Origin of the sequence: Gordonia sp. McavH-238-E (assembly GCF_022348225.1) — a bacterium.
GTDB classification, from domain to species: domain Bacteria; phylum Actinomycetota; class Actinomycetes; order Mycobacteriales; family Mycobacteriaceae; genus Gordonia; species Gordonia terrae.
Map to the genome: position 1 here is coordinate 75,287 of NZ_JAKRFE010000004.1, position 23,188 is coordinate 98,474.

A 23,188-nucleotide genomic window follows, 5' to 3' on the forward strand; every position below is an offset into this window, starting at 1 on the left:
GCCGCGCGATCAGGGGCAGGGACAGAGGCCAACGTCCCGACTTGACCGGGCCGCCGTCACTTCGGAACGGGCACCGGCTCCAGGATCTCGGCGCGCGCCTCGGGCGCCGCGGCGCGTAGTGCGTCGGCGGAGTCGTCATCGGGCTGCTGCTGGGAGGCCACCTCGGCCTCCACCCGCGCGATGTAGGTCGCGACCTCGAAGTCGCGTTGCTCGGTGGTCCAGCCGAGCAACGGCGCGAGCAGGTCGGCCACCTCGTCGGCGCAGTCGACCCCGCGGTGGGAGTACTCGATGGCGATACGGGTGCGGCGGGCGAGCACGTCTTCGAGATGCAGCGCCGCCTCGTCGACCGCCGCATACACCACCTCGACGCGCAGATACTGCGGCGCCGCGGCGAGCGGCTGCAGCAGGCTCTTGTCACCGTCGGCGTAGTAGAGCACGTCGTCGATCAGTGAGCCGTACCGGTTGAGCAACCGCCGAATGCGATACGGGTGCAAGCCGAAACGCTGCCCCAGGTGCTCGCACTGGTTGATGAGCGCGAAGTAGCCGTCGGCGCCGAGCAGCGGGACCCGTTCGGTGATCGACGGCGCGACGCGGGTGGGGATGAAGTCGTTGCAGGCGTCCACGGCGTCGGCGGCCATCACCCGGTAGGTGGTGTACTTGCCGCCCGCGATCGACACGAGACCGGGTGCAACGGTCGCGACCGCGTGCTCGCGCGACAGCTTCGAGGTCTCGTCGTCCTCACCGGCGAGCAACGGACGCAGTCCCGCGTACACACCTTCGATGTCGTCGTGGGTCAGCTTGGTCACGAGGACCTCGTTGACGCGTTCGAGGATGTAGTCGATGTCGGCGCGGGTGGCGGCCGGATGCGCGAGGTCGAGGTTCCAGTCGGTGTCGGTGGTGCCGATGATCCAGTGCGTCTCCCACGGGATGACGAACAGCACCGAGTTGGCGGTGCGCAGGATGATCGCGGTCTCGCTGACGATGCGGTCGCGGGGCACCACGATGTGCACCCCTTTGGAGGCGCGGACCTTGAAGTGCCCGCGCTGTCTGGACAGCGCCTGCACCTCGTCGGTCCACACCCCGGCGGCATTGATCACACAGTGCGCACGGATCTCCGTGACGTCGCCGTTCTCGGTGTCGCGCACCCGGACTCCGAGAACGCGGTCGGACTCGCGCAGGAATCCGATCACCTGGGTGGAGGTCCGGATGACCGCCCCGTAGTTGGCCGCCGTGCGGGCAACCGTGAGGCTGTGGCGAGCGTCGTCGACGACCGTGTCGTAGTACCGGATCCCGCCGATCAGCGAGTTGCGTTTGAGTGCCGGCGCCACGCGCAGCGCGCCCGATCGCGTGACATGCCGTTGTCCGGGAACGGACTTGGCGCCACCCATCCGGTCGTAGAGGAAGATGCCGGCTCCGACGTAGGGCCGCTCCCAGACACGTTGCGTGAGCGGATACAGGAACGGCAGGGGCTTCACCAGGTGCGGGGCGAGGAACCGCAGCGACAACTCGCGTTCGCGCAGAGCCTCACGCACGAGCCCGAATTCGAGCTGCTCGAGATAACGGAGCCCACCGTGGAACATCTTCGACGACCGGCTCGACGTGCCCGAGGCGATGTCGCGCGCCTCCACGAGCGCCACCCGCAGGCCGCGCGTCGCCGCGTCGAGTGCGGCGCCGACGCCCACCACGCCGCCGCCGATGACCACGACGTCGAACTGCTCCTCCCCGAATCTCCGCCACGCCTCGGCGCGGTAGAGGGGCCCCATGTCGGCCGGCCGGTCCGGGTTGAACTCGGTGTTCATGGTTGCCGAGCCTAATTGATCTCGGCGAGTCGGACAGCGTGCGACACTGTCCGGCGTGGGTAGGTCAGGCAAATATGTGGCGGCGATCGACCAGGGCACCACCTCGACCCGGGCGATGATCTTCGATCACAAGGGGCGCGTCGTCGGCGTCGAGCAGCTCGAACACGAACAGATCTTCCCGCGCGCGGGCTGGGTCGAGCACGACGCCGCCGAGATCTGGCGTAACACCCGGCGCGTCGGCGCCGCTGCCCTCGCGTCGGCCGAACTGACCGCGAAGGACATCGTCGCCTGCGGCCTCACCAATCAGCGCGAGACCACCGTGATCTGGGAGCGCGACACCGGCAAGCCGGTGCACAACGCCATCGTGTGGCAGGACACGCGAACCGATGATCTGTGCACCGAGCTGGCCGGAGATGTCGGCATGGACCGGTTCCGCGATCGCACCGGCCTGCCGTTGTCGACCTACTTCGCCGGCCCGAAGGCCCGCTGGCTCCTCGATTCCGTCGACGGCCTCCGCGAACGCGCCGAGAACGGTGAATTGTGTTTCGGCACAATGGACTCCTGGATGGCCTGGAACATGACCGGCGGGGTGGACGGCGGCCGGCACGTCACGGATGTCACCAACGCATCGCGCACCATGTTGATGGACCTGCGGACCCAGACCTGGGACGCCGACATCTGCGCCGAGATGGGCATCCCGATGGCCATGCTGCCCGAGATCAGGAGTTCCTCAGGCGATTTCGGCGCCCTCCGGGGCAACGGCCCCCTCCCCGGGGTACCGCTCGCCGGCATCCTCGGCGACCAGCAGGCCGCGACCTTCGGCCAGGCCTGCCTCGAACCGGGCGAGGCCAAGAACACCTACGGGACCGGCAACTTCCTGCTCCTCAACACCGGCACCGAGCCGGTCTTCAGCGAGCACGGACTGCTCACCACCGTCTGCTACCGCATCGGCGAGCAGCCCGCACGATACGCACTCGAGGGCTCGATCGCGGTGACCGGTTCGCTCATCCAGTGGCTGCGCGACAACCTCGGGCTGTTCTCGCAGGCGTCCGAGGTCGAGAAACTGGCCGGCGGGGTCGACGACAACGGCGGCGTCTACTTCGTCCCGGCGTTCTCCGGACTCTTCGCACCGCGCTGGCGCTCCGATGCCCGTGGCGTCATCGTGGGTCTGACCCGGTTCGCGGACAAGGGCCACATCGCGCGAGCGGCGCTGGAGGCCAGCGCTTTCCAGACGCGTGAGGTCATCGAGGCGATGCAGGCCGACTCCGGGGTGGACCTGTCGACGCTGAAGGTCGACGGCGGGATGGTGGTGAACGAACTGCTCATGCAGTTCCAGGCCGACATCCTGGACGTACCCGTCGTGCGCCCGGTCGTCAACGAGACGACCGCCCTCGGCGCGGCCTACGCGGCCGGGCTGGCGGTGGGCTTCTGGGAGAGCGAGGACGACATCCGCGCCAACTGGGCCGAGGACAAGCGGTGGGAGCCGGGGATGGATGCGGACGAACGCGACCGCCTCTATGCGGGGTGGAACCGGGCGGTCGAGCACAGCTTCGGCCTGACCTGACGGGGCCGCCCCTCACACCACGTGGTCGGCGAGGACGGCGACCACGCCGGCACTCCCGCCGAGCGCGGCCGCGGCCTCGTATGCCGTGTCGCGGAGCGCGTCGCGGGGTGATTCGCCGGCGGCCGACGTCGACATCGCCGCGACCGCGCAATCGACGGCGCGGGCGCGCCGGAAGCTCTCGCGCTGGGCGCCGACGTCGCCGCGGCGCTGATGCGCGAACGCGTCGAAGTCGTGTTGGGCCGCGACGAGACGGAGCCGGGCGATCCCCGCCGCCGTCGTACCGCCCTGCCGACGCCACTGGCCGATGATCTCCCGGATCTCGGGCGTCGACACCGCCGTCACATCCAGAACGGTGGCGACGATGAGGTGCAGACACGCGGTGAGGTCTTCGTCCGGGACCGCATCGACGAGTCGGGCGACGCCGCCGGGCAGCCGGTCGACACGCCTCAGCACGGTGTCACCCGTCGTCGCCTGCGGGACTTCCCGATCACACCGGCTCCGGTCTCGCGGGGACCGGACCGTCCGCGGTCGTTCGGTCGTCGTTCGAAACCGGTTGCGCTGCAGTGCCGTTGCCGTCAGGGGAATCGGCGTCGCGGGGCGGGGCGGACCGCGGGGACGAGGTCTCGCCGGGATCGGCCGGGCGCGGTTCGGGGACTGTCGGGAACGCCTGCCGGATCCAGTCGCCGATGACGGGCGGACCCACGAGCGGCATGTCGCCGACGATCTCCGCCCCGTGTGCCCGGTTGTGCAGGTATGGCGCGGCGCGGTGGGGGGCGTCGTCCGCCCCGGGGCGCCGGCCGCCACCCGGCATGCCGGCGGGTGGCATCCCCGCGGGGCGCTGGCCGACCGGGCCGGCCGGGGTTGCCGATGTGGGTGCGCCGGCCGTCGGGGACGCCGGTGTCGGAGTGGCGGACGGGGCCGAGAGCGGTGGTGGCAGCGCCCCGGGAGTCAGGACGGCGGGCGTGGCCATCGACGCGGGGACACCCGATCCGACGCCGCTGCCCGGAGCGCCTCCGCGGGAACCGGACTCCCCGGTCCCGTCGGGGCCCACGCCACGATGCGATCCCGAGGTCGCCGCACCTCGTGGCGTCGAATCGGGGGTCGCACGACCACCACGCACGAGGCCGTCGGACCCATCGGTGCCACCGCGTCCCGCGGGGCCCGACGGCGGACCTGCCGGACCCGCCGGCGTCGTCGACGAACCCGGGCCGCCACCTCCCGGCGGTGGCCCGGCCGCCCCGGCCGGCACCGGCACACCGGAGGATGCCGGGCGGCCGAAGTCACCGGCATCCACGGTGTTGCCCGCCTGGCCCCGCGCGGCATCCGACCCAGAGCCCCCGGTGCCGGACGGCACATCGGCCGCTGCTGACCCGAGGCCGCCGGTGACCCCGTTCGCGCCGGACGGATCGTGCGGGAGAGAGTGCTGCAGCCCGATCATCGGCGACGAGTACGCGCCCGTCATGGTTCGATCGGCCTCATGCCGCACCGTGGGGGCGTCCTCGGGGTGGTCCCGGATGTGCTGCTGCAACTCGCGCAGCCGTCCCTCCTGGCCGCGCGCCGACCCGAGGATGCCCGTCGCACCGGTCAGCGCATCACCGATCCGGCTCGCGGTGTCCGACGTCGTTGCCAGATCAGCGGACAGTGACCGGCCCGCTTCCAGCGCCGCGTCGGACGCCAGCCCCAGCATGCTGTCGCCGAACATCGCATGCATCCGTTCGGCCGCTCGCCGGACGGACTCGATCGCCGTCAGGATCGTCTGGACGTCACCACTCGCACGTCCCGGTTCCATGGTGCTCAGGACGTCGAGGATCTCGTCGATGCTCATACCGGCCCACTGCGTGCGGTCGCCGTCGAACATGCGCTCGTTGCGACTGCCGTGGGTGTTGTAGGACTCCTCCGGCGAGGTCACGACACCCCCTTGGTCGCTGGCCGGGACGAACGAATTCGTCCGACCCTACCGTGGCATCCCCGGCCGCGGTGAACACCGGCACCGCCTGTGCACAGCGGAAGGCCCGACTCAGTCCAAGTCGTCGTGGCGCACCAGCTGGCGCGCGGCCTCGGTGATCGACCCGGTCAGCGACGGGTACACCGAGAAGGTCTGCGCGAGGTCGCCGACCGTGAGCTTGTTCTGCACCGCGAGGGCGATGGGCAGGATCAGTTCGGAGGCATTCGGTGCCACCACGACACCGCCGATGACCACGCCGGTGGCCGGCCGGCAGAAGATCTTCACGAAGCCCCGCCGAAGACCGCTCATCTTGGCGCGCGGGTTGGTGGCCAACGGCAGCATCACGGTGCGGGCCGGGTACTCGCCGGTGTCGATCGCGTTCTGCGACACCCCCACCGTCGCGATCTCGGGGCGTGTGAAGATCGCGGAGGCAACGGTTTTCAGCTTGATCGGGCTCACGCCCTCGCCGAGGGCGTGATACATCGCGATGCGGCCCTGCATGGCCGCCACCGAGGCGAGCGGGAACAGACCGGTGCAGTCACCCGCCGCATAGATCCCGGCGACCGATGTGCGGGACACCCGGTCGACCTCGATGTAGCCGCCCTTGCCGACGGCGACGCCGGCGCGGTCGAGCCCCAGGTCGGTGGTGTTCGGGACCGAACCGACGGTCATCAGCACGTGACTGCCGGTGACGGTCGACCCGTCGGCCAGGTGCGCGGTGACCGAGTCGCCGTGGCGCTCTACCTTGTCGGCGCGGGCGTGCTTGACCAGTTCGACGCCACGCTCGGCGAGCGCGTCCTCGAGGACCAGGGCCGCATCCTCGTCCTCGTGCGGGAGCACCCGGTCGCGGCTCGACACCAGCGTCACCTTCACGCCCAGTTCGGTGTAGGCGTGGACGAACTCGGCGCCGGTGACGCCCGAGCCGATCACGATGAGGTGTTCGGGCAGTTCCTCGAGGTCGTAGAGCTGACGCCAGGTGAGGATGCGCTCGCCATCGGGCCGGGCGTCGTCCAGGACGCGCGGCGACGCTCCCGTCGCCAACAGCACCACGTCGCCGTCGTAGCGTTCGGTGGTCCCGTCGGCCAGCGTCGCGACGACGCTGTGTGTCGAGACGCCGACCTGCCGTTCGTCGAGCACCGCACTACCGGCGACGAGATTGACTCCCTCGCTGATGAGCCGTGAGCGGATGTCCGCGGACTGCGCGAACGCGAGGTCGCGGACCCGCTGGTGGATCTGCGGGAGCGTGACCGAGGTGTCGTCGGTCTTGATGTTGATTCCCAGGTCGACAGCTCGCCGGACTTCGGTGCGGATGCCGGTGGACGCGATGAAGGTCTTGGACGGCACGCAGTCCCACAACACGCAGGCACCGCCGATCCCGTCCGAATCGATCACCGTGATGTCGGCGCCGTAGGCGGCCGCCGCGAGCGCCGCCTCGTAACCCGCGGGTCCACCGCCGATGATGACGATCCTGGTCACTGTCACTCCTGTTCTCCACGCCGGGTCGTCGCGCCATCCTTTGTGGGGATGCGGCGTCCGGCTGCGTGTTGTAGCTCGACGGGGAGCGCGGGGTGGTGCGTTCCCTCGGGTCGGCGAGACGGTCGACCCCGTGTCCGCCGCCTACCAAACTAGTCGTGCGGGTGCGGCGGTGTGAACGTGGTCGCACACACCGCCGGGGCGACGGTGTCGCCTTCCGGACTCGGCGACGACCATCTAGGCTCCTTCCGTGCCCATCTATGCCGCCTACGGATCCAACATGCATCCCGAGCAGATGGCCGAGCGCGCGCCGCACTCGCCGATGTCGGGCACCGGATGGCTTCGGGGCTGGCGTCTGACCTTCGGGGGCGGCGACATCGGCTGGGAGGGGTCGCTGGCCACGGTGACCGAGGACCGCGACGATCCCGACGCGCGGGTGTTCGTGGTTCTCTACGACGTCACCACCGAGGACGAGGACCTCCTCGACCGGTGGGAGGGCTCCGAACTCGGCATCCACCGCAAGATCCGGGCCCGCGTCGACACGGCGGACGGTCCGGTCCTCGCCTGGCTCTACGTCCTCGACGCATTCGAGGGCGGACTTCCCTCGGCGCGCTATCTGGGCGTCATGGCCGAGGCCGCCGAGATCGCGGGTGCACCCGCCGAATACGTGCAGGATCTGCGACTGCGCGAGTCGCGGAACGTCGGTCCCGGCCCGGGTCCCGCGGAGTAGCCGACGCTGACTAACCGGCCGCGCTCGTCGCGTTCAGCACGATCCCGGCGAGTGCACGGACGCCGATCGCGAGGGCACGCTCGTCGAGGTCGAAGTTCGGCGCATGCAGATCGACCTGCGGGCCGAACCCGTCCCACACGCCCAGACGGGCCATCGCTCCGGGCACCTGTTCGAGATACCAGGAGAAGTCCTCCCCACCGGGCGACTGCGGCGTGTCCGCGATGGCCCTGGGCCCGATCGCGGCGACCGAACGCTCGAACATCGCGACCGCGATCTCGTCGTTGACGACCGGCGGCACGCCACGGAAGTACGAGAGGTCGTAGCGGACACCGAGCGGTGCCAGGAGTTCACCGACGACGCTGCGAACCAGCGGTTCGAGTTCGGCCCAGGTGGTGTGGTCACCGGTGCGGACCGTCCCGCGCATGCGTCCCTCCTGCGGGATCGCGTTGGCAGCACTGCCGGCGTTGGCCGCGCCCCACACCATCACCGTCCCCGACCGCGGGTCCACGCGACGCGACAGCACCCCGGGCAGTCCGGTGATCACGGTGCCCATCGCGTAGATCAGGTCCCCGGTCAGATGTGGGCGTGACGTGTGCCCGCCTGCGGAATGCAGTTGCAGATCGATGTGGTCCGCCGCGGAGGTCAACGGGCCGGACCGCAGCCCGACCGTGCCCACCGGCAGTCGCGGATCGCAGTGAAGGGCGAAGATGCGGCCGAGACCGCTGATGACCCCGGCCTCGATGGCGTCGAGGGCGCCACCGGGCATGACCTCCTCGGCCGCCTGGAAGATCAACCGGACACCGACGGGCAGCGGTTCGGCCGCGGCGAGCAGTTTCGCGACGCCGATCAGGATGGCCGTGTGCGCATCGTGCCCGCACGAATGCGACGCGCCCTCCACCGACGAGGTGAACGGCAGTCCGGTGTGTTCGGTGACCGGCAGAGCATCCATGTCCGCGCGCAGGGCGATCCGAGGCTCACCGGCGGGTCCCAGGTCGCACACGACGCCGGTACCCAACGGCAGTCGACGCGGGTCGAGCCCGGCGGCGGTGAGTTCGCTCATCACCAACTCGGTGGTGCGCACCTCCTGCCGGGACAACTCCGGATGCGCGTGGATCTCGCGGCGCCACGCGATGAGGTCGGTGCCGTGTTCGGCGAGCCACGAGTCGATGGGATCGCCCGCCGCGGCGAAACCCGCTCCCGCGGCCGACATCAGAAGACCCCGGGCGGGGTCGGACGCGCGAGATCGTCGAGCAGGGGTGCGCGCAGTCCGCGTTTGATCAGTGCGAGATTGGCGCCAACGGTCGCGGCGCGGGCGCCGGCGATCTCGGCGGCCCGGGCCGTGAGGTGTTCGGCACCGACGGCCTCGTCCACGATCCCCGCGCCGACCGCGTCGTCGGCACCGTATCGGCGGCTCGTGTACATCGCCTCGGTCGCGGTGCGGTCGGTGAGGCGAGTGCGCAGCAGGGTGGCCATCCCGCGGGTGAAGGGCATGCTGAGGGCGGCCTCGGGCAGCGACCAGAATCCGCGCTCGGTGCGCATGAGGACGTGGTCGGTGCACAGCGCGAGCATGGCGCCCGCACCGAAGGCGTGCCCGTTCACGGCACAGACCGTGGGGACCGGCAGGGTGAGGACCTTCGCGTACAGCGCGTGGACACGGTCGAGGTAGGCGGGCAGCTGATCGGGGGCGGCGAAGATGTGATCGGTGTCCAGTCCGTTCGAGAAATACTTCCCGGTGGCGGTGATCACCAGCGGACGCGTCGGGGCGGCGACGACCTCGTCCAGCAGCCGCTCGACCTCGTCCAACCATTCCACCCGGAACCGGTTCTCCGGATTGGACTCGCTGATCTCCTCACCGCGCGCTCCGAGATGGAGTTCGACGACCTCCCCGGCATCGTTCAGAAATGGCATGTCCCGACCTTATCGCCCCCGGTGTCGTCGTCGCCGACCCGATCGGTCGGCGCACCGCCGTCACGGGGTCGTGCGGGCTGCGGAACGGTTTAGGGTTGGCGCATGGACCCCACCGTCGACGCAGACGCCGCAGCCATCGTCGCCGCGGCCACGATCGCCGCCGAGACCGACGCCGCCGCACACGATGTCGCCGTCATCCTGGGATCGGGCTGGTCCCCCGCGGCCGAGGCCTTCGGCAGGCCCATCCGCTCGTTGCCGATGGCGTCGATCCCCGGTTTCGCCCCACCCGCGGCCGCCGGCCACGGCGGCGTCGTCCACTCCGTCCGGATCGGTGATCGGCGGGTCCTGTTGATGCTGGGGCGGATTCACGCCTATGAGGGACACGACCTCGCCCGCGTGGTCCACCCGGTCCGCACCGCCGCGGCAGCCGGTGTCCACACCGTCGTGCTCACCAATGCGGCGGGTGGCCTGCGCGCGGACATGTCGGTCGGGCAACCCGTCCTCATCTCCGACCACCTGAACCTCACGGCCCGCTCCCCCCTGGTGGGCGCTCGGTTCGTCGACCTGGTCGACGCGTATTCACCGCGGCTGCGGGACATCGCGCGCGGTATCGACCCGGGACTCGCCGAGGGTGTCTACGCCGGACTGCCCGGCCCGCACTACGAGACCCCCGCCGAGATCCGGATGCTGCGGACGATGGGTGCCGACCTGGTCGGGATGTCGACCGTCCACGAGACCATCGCCGCCCGGGCCGCCGGGCTCGACGTGCTCGGCATCTCGCTGGTCACCAACCTCGCCGCCGGCATGACCGGCGAACACCTGAGCCATGCCGAGGTTCTCGAGGTGGGACGCGCGTCGGCGACCCGGATGGGTGAGCTGCTGGCACAGATCATCGGCGAACTGTAGAACCGCACCGATGTCCGCCGGCCGAACCGAAGGAGCGACATGAGCTATCCACCGACCGGTCCCGGCGGCCACCCCCAGGGCGGTTACCCGTCGGGCCCGGTTCCCCCGGGGCCGCCCCGGTCGCCGTGGTCGTCGCCCGCGGTGCTGGTGGCGATCGGCGCGGGTGTGCTGCTGGTGGTCGTGGGCGTGCTCGCGGCGCTGCTGTTGATCCCCGCGGACGACGAGTCCGCCGACCGCGACACCGCTGACGGCGGACAGCCGTCCGCCTCGACCTTCACGAGCACCGTCACCCGATCCGCCGAGACGGCGACACCGACCGCCGCGCCCCCCACGACGACCACCACGACGTCGCCGACACCCGACCGGCCCACCCCCGGTGTCTCGGGCGCGGATTGGCAGGGGTTCACGACCGGCCCCCGTTGCAACGCCGCGGGCGACCCCGCAGTCGTCGTCGGGCAGACCTCGCGGTCGCGCGTCGTGATCTGTCAGGTCGGCACCCAGACCGGGCGCTGGTACTACAAGGGTCTCGCACCCGAAGGCGGGATCGAGGTGCAGTTCCCGACCCGCACCGGCGACACCTTCGAAGCCCGCAACGGCGCGGTCCGCTACCTCGTCTCGCCGACGAGCCTCACCATCGTCGAGGGCGGGACCGTCCTGGCCGAGGAGCCGATGCTGGCCTACTGGTCACTGCCCGGTTGAGGCTCGGCGTCGTCGGACCGCTAGGAGTAGCGCGGACCGAACTGACGGTCCCCGGCGTCGCCGAGGCCCGGCACGATGTAGTTGACCTCGTTGAGACCGTCATCGACCGCGGCAACCACGAGCCGGCACGGATGCCCCGATTCCTCCAGCGCGGCAACACCTTCCGGGGCGGCGACAACGCACACCGCAGTGATGTCGGTGGCATTGCGGGCCACCAGGAGTTCGATCGTGTGCAGCATCGAACCACCGGTGGCGAGCATCGGATCGAGGACGAACACCGGGCGTCCCGCCAGGTTCTCGGGCAGCGACTCCAGGTAGGGCACCGGTTGCGCGGTCTCCTCGTCGCGGGCCAGACCGACGAAACCGACATGCGCCTCGGGGACCATCGCGTGCGCCTGCTCCACCATGCCGAGTCCGGCACGCAACACCGGCACCAGCAGGGGCGGGGATGCCAGCCTCGAACCCGTGTGCGCCGTCAGCGGTGTGTCGATCGCGACATCGGCTCGGGGCGCGCCGGCGAGCGCCTCGTAGATCAGCATCTGGGTCAGGTCGGACAGCGCGGCCCGGAATCCGGCGTTGTCGGTGGTCTTGTCGCGCATGGTGGTCAGCCGTGCGGCCGCGAGGGGATGGTCGACGATCAAGGACTCCATGCTCACCACCCTATTTCCTCCGCAGAGGCGGCGTGCCCCGTGGGCGAGTCCGGCCCACCCGTCGTCATGCGCTCGAAATTCGATGGAACCCATCTCGGGCGCGCCGCGTCTGAATCCCATGAGCCCGTCCTCTTCGCTCCCCGATCCCATGCCTGCCCGTCCAGGTCTCTCGGCCGGCAACCGCCTGTCGGCCGATCCCTCTGCGCTGCACGATTTCTCCGACGTACACCGCACCAACGCCCGGATGCTCGACGGCGAGGCCGGCAGCGACGAGGCCGCCGTGGTGGACCTCGCCATCACCTTCGGACTGATCGGGATCGAGTTCCTCACCGCCGTCGTCGAGTTCCTCGCGCTGCATCGCCGGAGTCTCGAGGCCGCGGCGAGGCGTGAGGAGCGCGTGGGGTCCACCACGAGCTCGGCAGCCGCGTCCTACGCCGACTGCGACTGCGCGGCTGCCGACGGGGTCATGGCGCACAGTGAGCTGACGCTGTGATCGCCGTCGAACTCCTCATCGAGCCGTTGCGTCAGCTCCTCGTCGCGCTGGGCACCGGCGTCCTGGCACCGGGCAACCCCGTCGAGCGGGTCCAGACGGACGCGGCCGCCGTCGAATCGGTACGCCGCCGATCGATGTCTGCCACCGAATCGGTCCGCACCCGCTGGGACGGGGCGGGTGCGGCGGGTGCCGAGGACGCGACGGTGGCGATCCAGCAGCAGCTCGGCGGACTCACCGACTGCGCCGCCGAGTTCGGCCGGCTCGTCGACGACGCGAGTCGCACCGTGCACGCCGCGTCGACCGGACTGAACGGACTGGTGGACTCTTTGGAACGGCATGTCCGCGACCTCGGCGGCGGACTGGTCGGGCCGACAGGGCTTCTCACGCTTCTGCCCATCGCCGTCGAGCACCTCGGCCGGGGCGTGCAGATCGTGGCTCGCGCTCGCGCCGAGCTCGGTTCGGACACCGAGGCGCTGGCCGCGCTGAGCCGGCGGACGGCTCCCGCCGAGGTGACCGGCGTCGCCCACGGGAACGAGCGACCGTCGGCGGGCCCGACCTCCGGCGGCATACCGATCACGCTGCCCGACGGCTCGGTCGCCTACGCACCGAATCAACGAGCGGCGACCGCGGTGCGGGCCGCGCTCAGTCAACGCGGGGTCCCCTACGTCTGGGGCGGCACCACGCCGGACGGATTCGACTGCAGCGGCTTCACCCAGTGGGCCTACCGTCAGGCCGGACTCGAGCTACCCCGCCTCGCCCAGGACCAGGACACCGCAGGCCACCAGGTGTCGCAGTCGCAACTGCAACCCGGGGATCTCGCGGTGTGGTCCGGGCACGTCGCCATGTACATCGGGAACGGTCAGATGGTGGAAGCCGGTGACCCAGTCGGCGTCTCGCCGGTGCGGACCGCCAACCTCGACCAGGCGTTCGAGGGCTTCTTCCGGCCGCGGTGAGCACCCGGGGCCGCTCATGTCCGACACCGGCCCGCCGAGTTCACGGAAATGTCGTCGGCACACCACCGACCGTCTGTGGGGGCACTACTGGATTCGCCGTCGACGATCGCTAGGCTGTGTCCCCATGGCCGGAGACATCGTCCCGATTGAGCTCGGACTCACCGACGGAAACAGCTTCACCCTGTGGGCACCCCGCTGGCGTGAGGGCGATGACGAGTGGGAGGCCTTCCTCGGACTCGACGAGGACCTGTACGTACTGCCCGGCGTCGCCGAGCTCGCCGCCTTCATCCGGACCAATGAGGACAACGACCTCGTCGAGCATCCCGCCTGGTCGACGGTGGTCGGTGTGCAGGCCGAGGAACTGGTCCCCGATGAGCGCCACAGCTACGACCTCGTCGGTGTGCCCGAGCTCGCCGCCGAGGATCCGACGCCGGAGGTCATCGCCGAGCTCGAGGACGCTCTCGAGATCGTGCGCATCCTCGGCGAGGTCTGCGAACTGACGCCGGTCACCAAGTTCTTCAACGGCAACCCGATCCTCGGAGCCGTCACGACCGGCACACGCAACTTCGACGGCCGCGAGGGCACCGACCTCTGGGTCCGCATCGGCCGGTTGATCGCCAAGCACTGGGACGACGTACTCGACGCCATCGACGGGGTCATCAGCACCCCGAAGGTCGATGCGAAGGCCGTCGAAACCGCCGAGGCCGAGTTGGAGGCCGCCGCGTCCGCGGAGGACGAGGACGAGCCCACCGACGACGACATCGAGATCGTCGGTGCCGCGGACACCGACGATGACGAGTCCGTGGACACCGAGGACGACGAGCACGTCGACGACGACCATGACGACGAGGACGACTACGACGACGACGATTTCTGGGCATCGGTCGGTATCGACCCGGTCAAGATCGTCACGAGCGCCGGCGAGTACCTCACTCTCCGCTGCTACCTCGGCGACGATCCGGTCTTCCTCGGGAGCAAGGGCAAGATCTTCGTGTTCACTTCGGCGCGCTCGCTGTCGCGATTCCTCGCCGACGAGAACGAGCACGACCTTGCCGACCTGTCGACCTTCGACGAGGTCCGCACCGAGGCGACCGACGGCTCTCTCGAATTCGACGTCATCGACGACAACGTGTACGTGCTGCCCGGCCTGGCCGACGACATCGCCGACGGTCCGCGTCGCATGGATCGCGACCAGCTCGACCTCGCCGTCGAACTGTTCACCGACGCAGCCGACTACGCCGGCGACAACACGGTCACCGAGGCCCTGGGCACCACCACCCCGCTGGGATGGTTCGTGGACTACACGGTCAACCCCGACCCCAAGCGGATGGCGCCCAGCGGCCCGTTCGACAACGAGGCCGAGGCGTGGCGCGCGCTCGAGCACGACTTCGAGGCCCGCCTCACCAAGAAAGGCTGACCGGCCCGTCGGCGGTCGATCGCACGCCGGCGCGGGTGCCGCTCAGCCGAGCAGCACCGCGTAGCCGGGCTTGATGACATCGTCGATGAAGGCCAACCGCTCGTCGAAGTGGATGAACGCCGACTTCATCGCGTTCACCGTGAACCGCTCGAAGTCGGCCCAGCCGTAACCGAACTGATCGGCGAGCAGACCGAATTCCCTGCTCATCGTGGTGTCGGACATCAACCGGTTGTCGGTGTTGACGGTGACGCGGAACCGGAGTCGGGCCAGCACGTTGAACGGATGCTCGGCCAAGGAGCCGACCGCGCCGGTCTGGACGTTCGAACTCGGGCACAACTCCAGCGGAATCCGCTTGTCCCGCACGATGTTCGCGATCTGCCCGAGCCGGGCACCCGCGAACGAGTGGGCGGCGAGATCGACCCCGGCGGGCAGTTCGATGTCGTCGAAGACGCGGACGCCGTGGCCCAGCCGGTCCGTCCCGCAGAAGCCGATCGCCTCGTGGATCGACGGCAGCCCGAAAGCCTCGCCGGCATGGATCGTGAACGGCGCGCAGTTGGCACGCATGTACTCGAACGCATCGAGGTGACGGGTCGGCGGATGCCCGGCCTCGGCGCCCGCGATGTCGAAACCGACGACTCCCCGGTCGCGGTAGCGGACCGCGAGTTCGGCGATCTCCCGCGACCGGGCCGCGTGGCGCATCGCGGTGACCAGGCAGCGCACGGTGATGCTCCGACCCCGCTCGGCCGCGGCCGCCTCACCCTCGGCGAACCCCTGCAGCACCGCCTCGACGACCTCGTCGAGATCCAGCCCGCCCTCGAGATGCTGTTCGGGCGCGTACCGGACCTCGGCGTAGACGACGCCGTCGACGGCGAGATCCTCGACGCACTCCCGCGCCACGCGCTCCAAAGCAGGAGCGGTCTGCATCACCGCGACCGTGTGGGAGAAGGTCTCGAGGTAGCGCTCGAGCGAGCCGCTGTCGGCGGCCCGGCGGAACCAGCGCCCGAGCGTCTCGGCATCGTCGATCTGTATACCGTTCTCGTCCCGCGGCAAGCCGTCGTAACCCACCTCGTGGGCCAGCTCGAGGACCGTCGCGGGCCGGAGTCCGCCGTCGAGGTGGTCGTGCAGGAGCACCTTCGGGGCGAGGGAGATGTTCGCCGGGGTCAGCGTCGTCATGGAGTGAACCTAACGCGGTCGATGATCAGTGGCCGGGCGCCCGCGCCGACCGCGTGTTCCGCGGCGTCGGGCTCGATGGTCGTCGCCCCGGCCAGGGACGTGCGGGCACCGGCGATCCGGTCCTCATCCTGCGTGTGCACGGTGAACAAGGGTTGACCCGCCCGAACACGCTCCCCCGGCTTCGCATGGATGATGACTCCCGCCTCGGCCGCGACCGCCTCCCCCGGTTTCGATCTGCCGCCGCCCAGACGCCACGCGGCGTCGCCGACCGCCCGGGCATCCATCTGCGCGACGACGCCGTCGCGCGACGCGGTGACGGTGTCGTGGTGTCGTGCCTGCGGTAGCGGCCCGTCCGGATCACCACCCTGTGCGGCGATCATCGCCCGCCAGGTGTCCATCGCCCGACCGTCGGCGAGATGAGTTGCCGGATCGGCGTCGACGAGCCCCGCGGCGTCGAGCATCTCCCGGGCGAGGGCGAGGGTGAGCTCGACGACGTCGGCCGGACCGCCTCCTGCGAGCACCTCCACCGATTCAGCCACCTCGACGGCGTTCCCGATCGCGAGTCCGAGCGGTGTGCTCATGTCGGTGATCAGCGCGCGGGTGTCGACACCGGCGTCGTGGCCGAGTTCGACCATCGTGGACGCCAGTTCGCGGGCGTCGTCCTCATCCGGCAGAAACGCACCCGAACCGGTCTTGACGTCGAGAACCAGCGCGCCGGTCCCTTCGGCGATCTTCTTGCTCATGATCGACGAGGCCAGCAGCGGAATGGATTCGACCGTCCCGGTGACGTCGCGGAGCGCATAGAGCTTGCGGTCGGCCGGGGCCAGGTCGGCACCCGCGGCGCAGATGACCGCGCCGACCCGCTCCAGCTGGTCGAGCATGTCGGCCGTGCTCACCTCGGCACGCCATCCCGGGATCGACTCCAGCTTGTCGAGCGTCCCGCCGGTGTGACCGAGCCCGCGGCCGGACAGCTGCGGTACGGCGACACCGAACGATGCGACGAGCGGCGTGAGCGGGAGGGTGATCTTGTCGCCGACGCCACCCGTGGAGTGCTTGTCGACGGTGGCGAGTGACTTCCCGTTCCGCTGCAGCCCGGACAGATCCAGCCGGCGTCCGCTGTCGATCATCGCGTGCGTCCAGGACGCGATCTCCCGGCGATCCATGCCGCGCAGACAGACCGCCATCAACAGCGCCGACATCTGCTCCGGCGCCACCTCGCCTCGGGTGTAGCCGTCGACCACCCACGCGATCTGGGCGTCGCTGAGAGCGCGCCCGCCCCGCTTGGTGGCGATGACCGACACCGCGTGGATGATCTCCCGGTCCTCGACCGTCATGAGCGGACCGCGTCGAGATCGTCGGGTCCGAAGGCGTCGGGAAGCAGATCCGCGAGCGGCCGGGGCCCCGCCGGGTGGTCGACGAGGAGCTCGCGACCGCCGTGCTCGAGCAGCACCTGCCGGCACCGGCCACAGGGCATCAGGACCACTCCGCGGGCGTCGCAGACACTGACCGCCCGCAGTGCCCGGTCGCCCCCGTTCACCAGGGCGGCGACCAGCGCGACCTCGGCGCAGATCCCCAGCCCATATGAGACATTTTCCACATTGCAACCAGCGATGACACGACCCTCGGCCGTGATCCCGGCAGCGCCCACCGGGTACCGGGAGTACGGCGCATAGGCCCGGTCGATCATCGATTTCGCCTTGTCCCGCAACACATCCCACTCGATATCAGCAACCACGTGAATCTCCTGTCGCACGGCGTCATCGACCGTTCATCCGGATTTCATCACCGCAAAGCTTGGGTAAGGCAAACCTAAGTCGTAATGTCTTGTCGCTCAGATCGGTTCGGGCAATTTACCACCGGAATGGGCATGGGTTTAGAGTCTCTTCCTATGGGTCCATGGTCGAGTCGGAGCATGCCGATTCGACGCGTCCATCGACGATGTTGGAGGCCACTTTCCCGATGAGCACCTCGACCGAAGTCGCACCCGACCCGGTGCGCAGACGATCTCTTTATCGCGGCGATCCCGGCATGTGGTCGTGGGTCCTGCACCGCATCACCGGCGTCACGATCTTCTTCTTCCTGTTCGTCCACGTGCTGGACACCGCGGTCATCCGCGTCGATCCCAACCAGTACGACGCGATCATCGAGACCTACAAGACGCCGATCATCGGCCTCATGGAGATCGCCCTGGTCGCCTGCGTCCTGTTCCACGCCTTCAACGGTGTGCGCCTGATCCTCGTGGACTTCTGGTCCAAGGGACCCAAGTACCAGCGGCAGATGCTGTGGGTGGCCATGACCCTGTTCGTCATCGTCTTCGGTGCCGGCACGGTCCGCCTGCTGCAGATCCTGTTCAGCCATCTGTAGGAGACACCAGAGATGACCACCTCGGAAGCCACCGGTGTCGCCAAGACCCTCGGCACGCAACACGACCGTCCCGCGAGCCTGGACAACCCGCGCTCGCCCCGCAAGCCCAAGGGCGGCAACTTCGAGAAGAACGCGTGGCTGTTCATGCGGTTCTCGGGTCTGCTGCTCGTCGTCCTGACGATCGGCCACATGTTCATCATGCTGGCGTGGGACGGCGGCGTGCATCGCATCGACGCCTCGTTCGTCGCGGCACGCTGGAGCTCGCCCTTCTGGCAGATCTGGGACCTCACCATGCTGTGGCTGGCCCAGCTGCACGGCGGCAACGGTGTGCGCACCGTCATCGCCGACTACTCCCGCAAGGACTCGACCCGTTTCTGGCTGAACGTGCTGCTCGCCGTGTCGATGATCCTCGTCCTCACGATGGGCACCTACGCCCTCCTGACCTTCGACGTCAACAGCGTCGGCTAGAGGAGACCTAGAACATGCAGGAACACCGCTACGACGTCGTCATCGTGGGCGCCGGCGGCGCAGGCATGCGCGCGGCGATCGAAGCCGCCCCCCGTGCCCGCACCGCGGTGCTGACCAAGCTGTACCCGACCCGCAGCCACACCGGCGCGGCCCAGGGCGGCATGTGTGCGGCACTCGCCAACGTCGAGGAAGACAACTGGGAGTGGCACACCTTCGACACGGTCAAGGGTGGTGACTACCTCGCCGATCAGGACGCCGTCGAGATCATGGCCAAGGAGGCCATCGACGCGGTGCTCGATCTCGAGAAGATGGGGCTGCCCTTCAACCGGACGCCCGAGGGCAAGATCGACCAGCGGCGCTTCGGCGGCCACACCCGCGACCACGGCAAGTCGCCGGTCCGGCGTGCCTGCTACGCGGCCGACCGCACCGGCCACATGATCCTGCAGACGCTGTACCAGAACTGCGTCAAGCACGACGTCGAGTTCTTCAACGAGTTCTACGCCCTCGACATCTGCCTCACCGAGAACGAGAAGGGCGAGCAGGTCGCGACCGGCGTCGTCGCCTACGAACTCGCGACCGGCGAGATCCACGTGTTCCACGCCAAGTCGATCGTCTTCGCCACCGGCGGCTCGGGCCGCATGTACAAGACGACGTCCAACGCGCACACGCTGACCGGCGACGGCATGGGCATCATCTTCCGCAAGGGCCTCCCCCTCGAGGACATGGAGTTCCACCAGTTCCATCCGACGGGTCTGGCGGGTCTCGGCATCCTCATCTCCGAGGCGGTCCGCGGCGAGGGGGGCATCCTGCGCAACGCCGACGGCGAGCGCTTCATGGAGCGTTACGCCCCGACCATCAAGGACCTCGCGCCGCGCGACATCGTCGCCCGTTCGATGGTGCTCGAGGTGCTCGAGGGTCGCGGCGCCGGGCCGAACAAGGACTACGTCTACATCGACGTGACCCATCTCGGCGAGGACGTCCTCAACGAGAAGCTCCCCGACATCACCGAGTTCGCGCGCACGTATCTCGGCGTCGATCCCGTCACCGAATACGTGCCGGTGTTCCCGACGTGTCACTACGTCATGGGCGGCATCCCGACGAACATCAACGGCCAGGTGCTGCGGAACAACGACGAGGTCGTGCACGGCCTGTACGCCGCGGGCGAGTGCGCGTGCGTGTCGGTCCACGGGGCCAACCGCCTGGGCACCAACTCGCTGCTCGACATCAACGTCTTCGGACGCCGGGCGGGCATCGCCGCGGCGGACTACGCGAACTCGGCCGAGTTCGCCGAACTCCCCGAAACGCCCACCGAGATGGTCGATTCGTGGCTCGAACTGCTGCTCAGCGACCACGGCCACGAACGCGTCGCGGACATCCGCACCGAACTGCAGGCGTCGATGGACGCCAACGCCTCGGTGTTCCGCACCGAAGAGACCCTCAAGCAGGCCCTGACCGACATCCACGGGTTCAAGGAGCGCTACGCCCACATCCGTGTCCATGACAAGGGCAAGCGGTTCAACAGCGATCTCCTCGAGGCCATCGAACTCGGCTTCCTGCTGGAGATGGCCGAGGTGACCGTGGCGGGAGCCCTGAACCGCAAGGAATCGCGCGGCGGCCACGCCCGCGAGGACTACCCGGATCGTGACGACGTCAACTACAAGCGGCACACCATGGCCTACAAGAAGGGCACCGATCTCCTTTCGGACATCGAGTTGGAGTACAAGCCGGTCGTGGAAACCCGCTACGAGCCGATGGAGCGTAAGTACTGATGACATCTGTTCTGGACAAGCCCGCGCCGTCCTCCGACGAGCCGCCGTTGCCACCGGTGCCCGACGAGGCCACCATGGTGACGCTCAAGATCTTCCGCTTCAACCCGGAGAACCCCGACGCCCAGGGCTTCGAGAGCTTCCGCGTCCCGGCGCTGCCGACCGACCGTCTGCTCAACCTGCTCCTCTACGTGAAGGGCTACCTCGACGGGACACTCACGTTCCGTCGGAGCTGCGCCCACGGCGTGTGCGGCTCGGACGCGATGCGGATCAACGGCGTCAACCGTCTCGCCTGCAAGCTCCTGATGAAGGACATGCTCCCCAAGGACAAGTCCAAGGAGATCACCATCACCATCGAGCCGATCCGCGGCCTCCCGGTGGAGAAGGATCTCGTCGTCGACATGGAGCCGTTCTTCGACGCGTTCCGCGCGATCAAGCCGTTCCTGATCACCTCGGGTAACGAGCCGACCCGCGAGCGCATCCAGAGCCAGGCCGACCGCGCCCGTTTCGACGACACCACCAAGTGCATCCTGTGTGCCTGCTGTACGACGAGCTGTCCGGTGTTCTGGACCGAGGGCTCCTACTTCGGCCCGGCCGCGATCGTCAACGCGCACCGGTTCATCTTCGACAGCCGTGACGAGGGTGCCGTCGAGCGTCTCGACATCCTCAACGACGTCGACGGTGTGTGGCGCTGCCGCACGACCTTCAACTGCACCGACGCCTGCCCGCGTGGCATCCAGGTCACCCAGGCGATCTCGGAGGTCAAGCGCGCGCTCATGTTCTCGCGCTGACCCTTTCGAACTCTCTCTGCAGCCCGGCAACGGCCCGCACCCTCAGGGGTGCGGGCCGTCGTCGTCGGTGACGGTCGAGGTGGCCCTCAGGGTGCTTCCGGGCGGAAAAGGCCGGCGACAATGGATTCCGCGCTGCGCGCCTCCTCGTCCGGCTCGGCGGGCCACAGCAACATGGCGAGCACCGAACGGATGAGGAACCGCGCATCCGCGGGGTCGTCGGGATCGACGCCGACCAGATCGGCGGCCACCGCGTGCACCGCGGGAGACGACAGGACCGTCGGCGTCGCGTCGATCAGGTTGTCCGGTCGGAGGAACTGCCGGATGACCCGGTCCCCCCGCAGGGCCCGCAAGGTCTCGATGATCGCCGTCCGGGCACGTTCGGGTCCCGTGAGGTCGGCGATCGACGCCCGGATGGCGGACAGCACCGGCGCCGAGGTGGTGGCCAACACGGACTCGATCACCGCGGCCCGCCCGCCGGCGTGCCGGTAGATCGTCGCCCTCGAACAGTGCGCCCGGCGACCGAGCTCGTCGAGATCGAACGCGTCGAGTCCGCGCCGGGCGATGAGAGCCGCGGCGTGCGCGACGAGGCGTTCGCGGGCGGCGTCCCGCCGTTCACCACCGACCAGCCAGTCCTGGGCCACGAGCCCTCCATTCTCACAATGAGACGGATCGCACCCTCTGGGCGCCCGTCACCCGCTGGTCACGACGCTACGGTGAGACGGTACCGCGCGCCAGGCGATCCCACCGATCTCTGCTTTCCGGATTCGCGTGCCACCGCGTCCGCCGCCGTCGACCCTGGTGTCATGGACACCACCGAGGACCCCACGACCTTCTACTCGCGCCTTCACACCGACTCCCCGGTACAGCGCATCGGCGACTCCTCGTTCTTCGCCGTCGGCTCCTGGGATCTCATCGCCGACGCGGTCCGCCGCCCGGAGGACTTCTCGTCGAACCTGACCGCCACGATGGTGTGGCACGGCGACGGCTCGGTCTCGGAGTTCCCGGTCGCGGGTCTGGGTGATGCGGTGCACGTCCTCGCGACCGCCGACGGTGCGCGCCACCGGGATCATCGCAAGCTCGCGATGACGTCGGTCTCGCCGGCGCGGATCCGAGAGCTGGAGCCGACCATCCGCGGGCACCTCGAGCGATCCTGGAGCGCCAATCTGCACGACGGTCGGATCGACTGGGTGAGCGCTGTGGCACAACGGATTCCGATGGCGGTCGCGTGCGAGCTGCTCGGATTCCCGGCCGACGACCGTGCCGCACTCACCCGGTGGGCGATCGCGACCAATGTCCTGATCGACGGCGTCATCACGCCGGAGCAGCTGACGACGGCGACCGCGGCGGTCGGCGAGCTGACGGGGTATCTGTCAGCGGCGTTGACCGGCGCCGGGAGCGAAGCGAGCGGGCCGAATGACACCGGCGCCGGGAGCGAAGCGAGCGGGACTGCGTTGGCCGAGGTGGCCGCCCGCGTCGCGGCGGGTGGCCTCGACCACGAGTCGGCCGTGATGATCCTGTTCCAGTTGATCGCCGCGGGCGCCGAGTCCACCACGAGTCTGCTCAACAGTGTCGTCTGGCTCTTGGACCGTCATCCCGAGGTCGTCGATCGTCTGCGCCGGAACCCCGAACTCATCCCGGTGTTCGTGGAGGAGGCACTGCGACTCGAGACCCCGTTCCGTGGCCACTTCCGACACGTCGTCGCCGACACCACGCTCGGCAACACGCGGCTTCCGGCCGGTTCGCACGTCTTCCTGATGTGGGGTGCAGCCAACCGCGACCCGGCCCATTTCGACGACCCCGCTGCGATCGACCTCGATCCGGCGGCCCGGAGGTCGCACCTCGCATTCGGCAAGGGTCTGCATCTGTGTGTCGGGGCCGCACTGGCGCGGCTCCAGGCGCGACTCGCGACAGAGCATCTGCTGACTTCCACCTCGACCTTCCGCATCGATCTGGGGCAGACGCACTGGGAGCCGGGCGTCCTCGTCCGCCGTTTCACCACGCTGCCGCTGACGGTCACCACCTGACGCAGGGACAGGCCCGCACTCCGAGGGAACCGATCCGGCGCTCGATGCGTCGAAGAGAGACCGAG

Annotated in this window: 23 protein-coding genes; 12 read left to right on the forward strand and 11 right to left on the reverse strand. The window is 69.3% G+C overall.

Annotated features, from left to right (window positions below):
- Positions 1-56 precede the first annotated feature (56 nt).
- Positions 57-1,799 carry a glycerol-3-phosphate dehydrogenase gene (gene glpD / locus MHN80_RS06690; protein ID WP_004021663.1) on the reverse strand — a complete coding sequence of 581 codons (1,743 nt, stop codon included), beginning with the start codon at positions 1,797-1,799 and terminating at the stop codon, positions 57-59.
- Between the two features lie 76 nt (positions 1,800-1,875).
- Here glpD and glpK point away from each other — a divergent pair, with 76 nt between their 5' ends.
- Positions 1,876-3,363, forward strand: a complete 1,488-nt coding sequence (gene glpK, locus MHN80_RS06695; RefSeq protein ID WP_239400795.1) for a glycerol kinase GlpK — start codon at positions 1,876-1,878, stop codon at positions 3,361-3,363.
- A 12-nt stretch (positions 3,364-3,375) separates the two neighbouring features.
- Here glpK and MHN80_RS06700 read toward each other — a convergent pair whose 3' ends face one another.
- From MHN80_RS06700 to MHN80_RS06710, 3 genes are all read right to left on the reverse strand, one after another.
- Positions 3,376-3,816 carry a hypothetical protein gene (locus tag MHN80_RS06700; protein WP_064571595.1) on the reverse strand — a complete coding sequence of 147 codons (441 nt, stop codon included), beginning with the start codon at positions 3,814-3,816 and terminating at the stop codon, positions 3,376-3,378.
- Positions 3,817-3,850: 34 nt separating this feature from the next.
- Positions 3,851-5,272 (reverse strand): hypothetical protein, encoded by a 1,422-nt coding sequence (locus MHN80_RS06705; protein WP_239400447.1) that lies wholly within the window; start codon positions 5,270-5,272, stop codon positions 3,851-3,853.
- A gap of 108 nt (positions 5,273-5,380) precedes the next feature.
- A complete protein-coding gene (locus MHN80_RS06710) occupies positions 5,381-6,784 on the reverse strand; it encodes an NAD(P)H-quinone dehydrogenase (RefSeq protein WP_239400449.1) in 1,404 nt (467 codons plus the stop codon).
- A 247-nt stretch (positions 6,785-7,031) separates the two neighbouring features.
- Here MHN80_RS06710 and MHN80_RS06715 point away from each other — a divergent pair, with 247 nt between their 5' ends.
- Positions 7,032-7,511 (forward strand): gamma-glutamylcyclotransferase, encoded by a 480-nt coding sequence (locus MHN80_RS06715; protein ID WP_004021668.1) that lies wholly within the window; start codon positions 7,032-7,034, stop codon positions 7,509-7,511.
- Between the two features lie 10 nt (positions 7,512-7,521).
- Here the strand turns inward: MHN80_RS06715 and MHN80_RS06720 are convergent, their stop codons facing one another.
- Both MHN80_RS06720 and MHN80_RS06725 read right to left on the reverse strand, forming a co-directional pair.
- The gene (locus MHN80_RS06720; RefSeq protein WP_239400451.1) at positions 7,522-8,721 is read right to left on the reverse strand and encodes an amidohydrolase; all 1,200 of its coding nucleotides are present in this window, start codon (positions 8,719-8,721) and stop codon (positions 7,522-7,524) included.
- Positions 8,721-9,419, reverse strand: coding sequence for an enoyl-CoA hydratase/isomerase family protein (locus MHN80_RS06725; RefSeq protein ID WP_101819077.1), 699 nt, complete (start codon positions 9,417-9,419; stop codon positions 8,721-8,723). Before MHN80_RS06725 ends, MHN80_RS06720 begins: the two co-directional genes overlap by 1 nt.
- A 102-nt stretch (positions 9,420-9,521) precedes the next feature.
- On the opposite strand from MHN80_RS06725, the gene MHN80_RS06730 reads away from it, so the two are divergent.
- Both MHN80_RS06730 and MHN80_RS06735 read left to right on the forward strand, forming a co-directional pair.
- Positions 9,522-10,325, forward strand: coding sequence for a purine-nucleoside phosphorylase (locus tag MHN80_RS06730; protein ID WP_101819078.1), 804 nt, complete (start codon positions 9,522-9,524; stop codon positions 10,323-10,325).
- 39 nt (positions 10,326-10,364) lie between these two features.
- Positions 10,365-11,024, forward strand: a complete 660-nt coding sequence (locus MHN80_RS06735) for a hypothetical protein (RefSeq protein WP_239400453.1) — start codon at positions 10,365-10,367, stop codon at positions 11,022-11,024.
- A gap of 20 nt (positions 11,025-11,044) precedes the next feature.
- On the opposite strand, the gene upp is transcribed toward MHN80_RS06735, so the two are convergent.
- Positions 11,045-11,674, reverse strand: coding sequence for a uracil phosphoribosyltransferase (gene upp / locus MHN80_RS06740; protein WP_239400455.1), 630 nt, complete (start codon positions 11,672-11,674; stop codon positions 11,045-11,047).
- A 148-nt stretch (positions 11,675-11,822) separates the two neighbouring features.
- On the opposite strand from upp, the gene MHN80_RS06745 reads away from it, so the two are divergent.
- The 3 genes from MHN80_RS06745 to MHN80_RS06755 all read left to right on the forward strand — a co-directional run bounded on the left by MHN80_RS06745 (position 11,823) and on the right by MHN80_RS06755 (position 14,537).
- Entirely contained in the window at positions 11,823-12,167 is a 345-nt protein-coding gene (locus MHN80_RS06745; protein WP_239400457.1) for a type VII secretion target, read from the forward strand.
- Positions 12,164-13,120 carry a C40 family peptidase gene (locus tag MHN80_RS06750; RefSeq protein WP_239400459.1) on the forward strand — a complete coding sequence of 319 codons (957 nt, stop codon included), beginning with the start codon at positions 12,164-12,166 and terminating at the stop codon, positions 13,118-13,120. Before MHN80_RS06745 ends, MHN80_RS06750 begins: the two co-directional genes overlap by 4 nt.
- Positions 13,121-13,244: 124 nt before the next feature.
- Positions 13,245-14,537, forward strand: coding sequence for a hypothetical protein (locus MHN80_RS06755; RefSeq protein WP_064571601.1), 1,293 nt, complete (start codon positions 13,245-13,247; stop codon positions 14,535-14,537).
- 42 nt (positions 14,538-14,579) lie between these two features.
- Here MHN80_RS06755 and MHN80_RS06760 read toward each other — a convergent pair whose 3' ends face one another.
- From MHN80_RS06760 to MHN80_RS06770, 3 genes are read right to left on the reverse strand one after another with little or no spacing between them, the layout of a single operon-like run.
- Positions 14,580-15,710 carry an adenosine deaminase gene (locus MHN80_RS06760; RefSeq protein WP_239400461.1) on the reverse strand — a complete coding sequence of 377 codons (1,131 nt, stop codon included), beginning with the start codon at positions 15,708-15,710 and terminating at the stop codon, positions 14,580-14,582.
- Positions 15,707-17,044, reverse strand: coding sequence for a thymidine phosphorylase (locus tag MHN80_RS06765; RefSeq protein ID WP_239400463.1), 1,338 nt, complete (start codon positions 17,042-17,044; stop codon positions 15,707-15,709). Before MHN80_RS06765 ends, MHN80_RS06760 begins: the two co-directional genes overlap by 4 nt.
- A complete protein-coding gene (locus tag MHN80_RS06770; protein ID WP_064571643.1) occupies positions 17,041-17,445 on the reverse strand; it encodes a cytidine deaminase in 405 nt (134 codons plus the stop codon). The genes MHN80_RS06765 and MHN80_RS06770 overlap by 4 nt, the downstream gene beginning before the upstream one ends.
- A 224-nt stretch (positions 17,446-17,669) precedes the next feature.
- On the opposite strand from MHN80_RS06770, the gene sdhC reads away from it, so the two are divergent.
- The 4 genes from sdhC to MHN80_RS06790 are packed head-to-tail and all read left to right on the forward strand — an operon-like array spanning position 17,670 to position 21,099.
- Positions 17,670-18,074: a succinate dehydrogenase, cytochrome b556 subunit gene (gene sdhC / locus MHN80_RS06775; RefSeq protein ID WP_004021681.1), complete on the forward strand. Its 405-nt coding sequence runs from the start codon at positions 17,670-17,672 to the stop codon at positions 18,072-18,074.
- A 12-nt stretch (positions 18,075-18,086) separates the two neighbouring features.
- Positions 18,087-18,542: a succinate dehydrogenase hydrophobic membrane anchor subunit gene (locus MHN80_RS06780; protein ID WP_004021682.1), complete on the forward strand. Its 456-nt coding sequence runs from the start codon at positions 18,087-18,089 to the stop codon at positions 18,540-18,542.
- Positions 18,543-18,556: 14 nt separating this feature from the next.
- The gene (gene sdhA, locus MHN80_RS06785) at positions 18,557-20,311 is read left to right on the forward strand and encodes a succinate dehydrogenase flavoprotein subunit (protein WP_004021683.1); all 1,755 of its coding nucleotides are present in this window, start codon (positions 18,557-18,559) and stop codon (positions 20,309-20,311) included.
- Positions 20,311-21,099 (forward strand): succinate dehydrogenase iron-sulfur subunit, encoded by a 789-nt coding sequence (locus MHN80_RS06790; protein ID WP_004021684.1) that lies wholly within the window; start codon positions 20,311-20,313, stop codon positions 21,097-21,099. Before sdhA ends, MHN80_RS06790 begins: the two co-directional genes overlap by 1 nt.
- A gap of 86 nt (positions 21,100-21,185) precedes the next feature.
- Here the strand turns inward: MHN80_RS06790 and MHN80_RS06795 are convergent, their stop codons facing one another.
- The gene (locus tag MHN80_RS06795) at positions 21,186-21,740 is read right to left on the reverse strand and encodes a helix-turn-helix domain-containing protein (protein ID WP_354560166.1); all 555 of its coding nucleotides are present in this window, start codon (positions 21,738-21,740) and stop codon (positions 21,186-21,188) included.
- Between the two features lie 162 nt (positions 21,741-21,902).
- On the opposite strand from MHN80_RS06795, the gene MHN80_RS06800 reads away from it, so the two are divergent.
- Positions 21,903-23,123 carry a cytochrome P450 gene (locus MHN80_RS06800; RefSeq protein WP_239400465.1) on the forward strand — a complete coding sequence of 407 codons (1,221 nt, stop codon included), beginning with the start codon at positions 21,903-21,905 and terminating at the stop codon, positions 23,121-23,123.
- Positions 23,124-23,188: the final 65 nt, after the last annotated feature.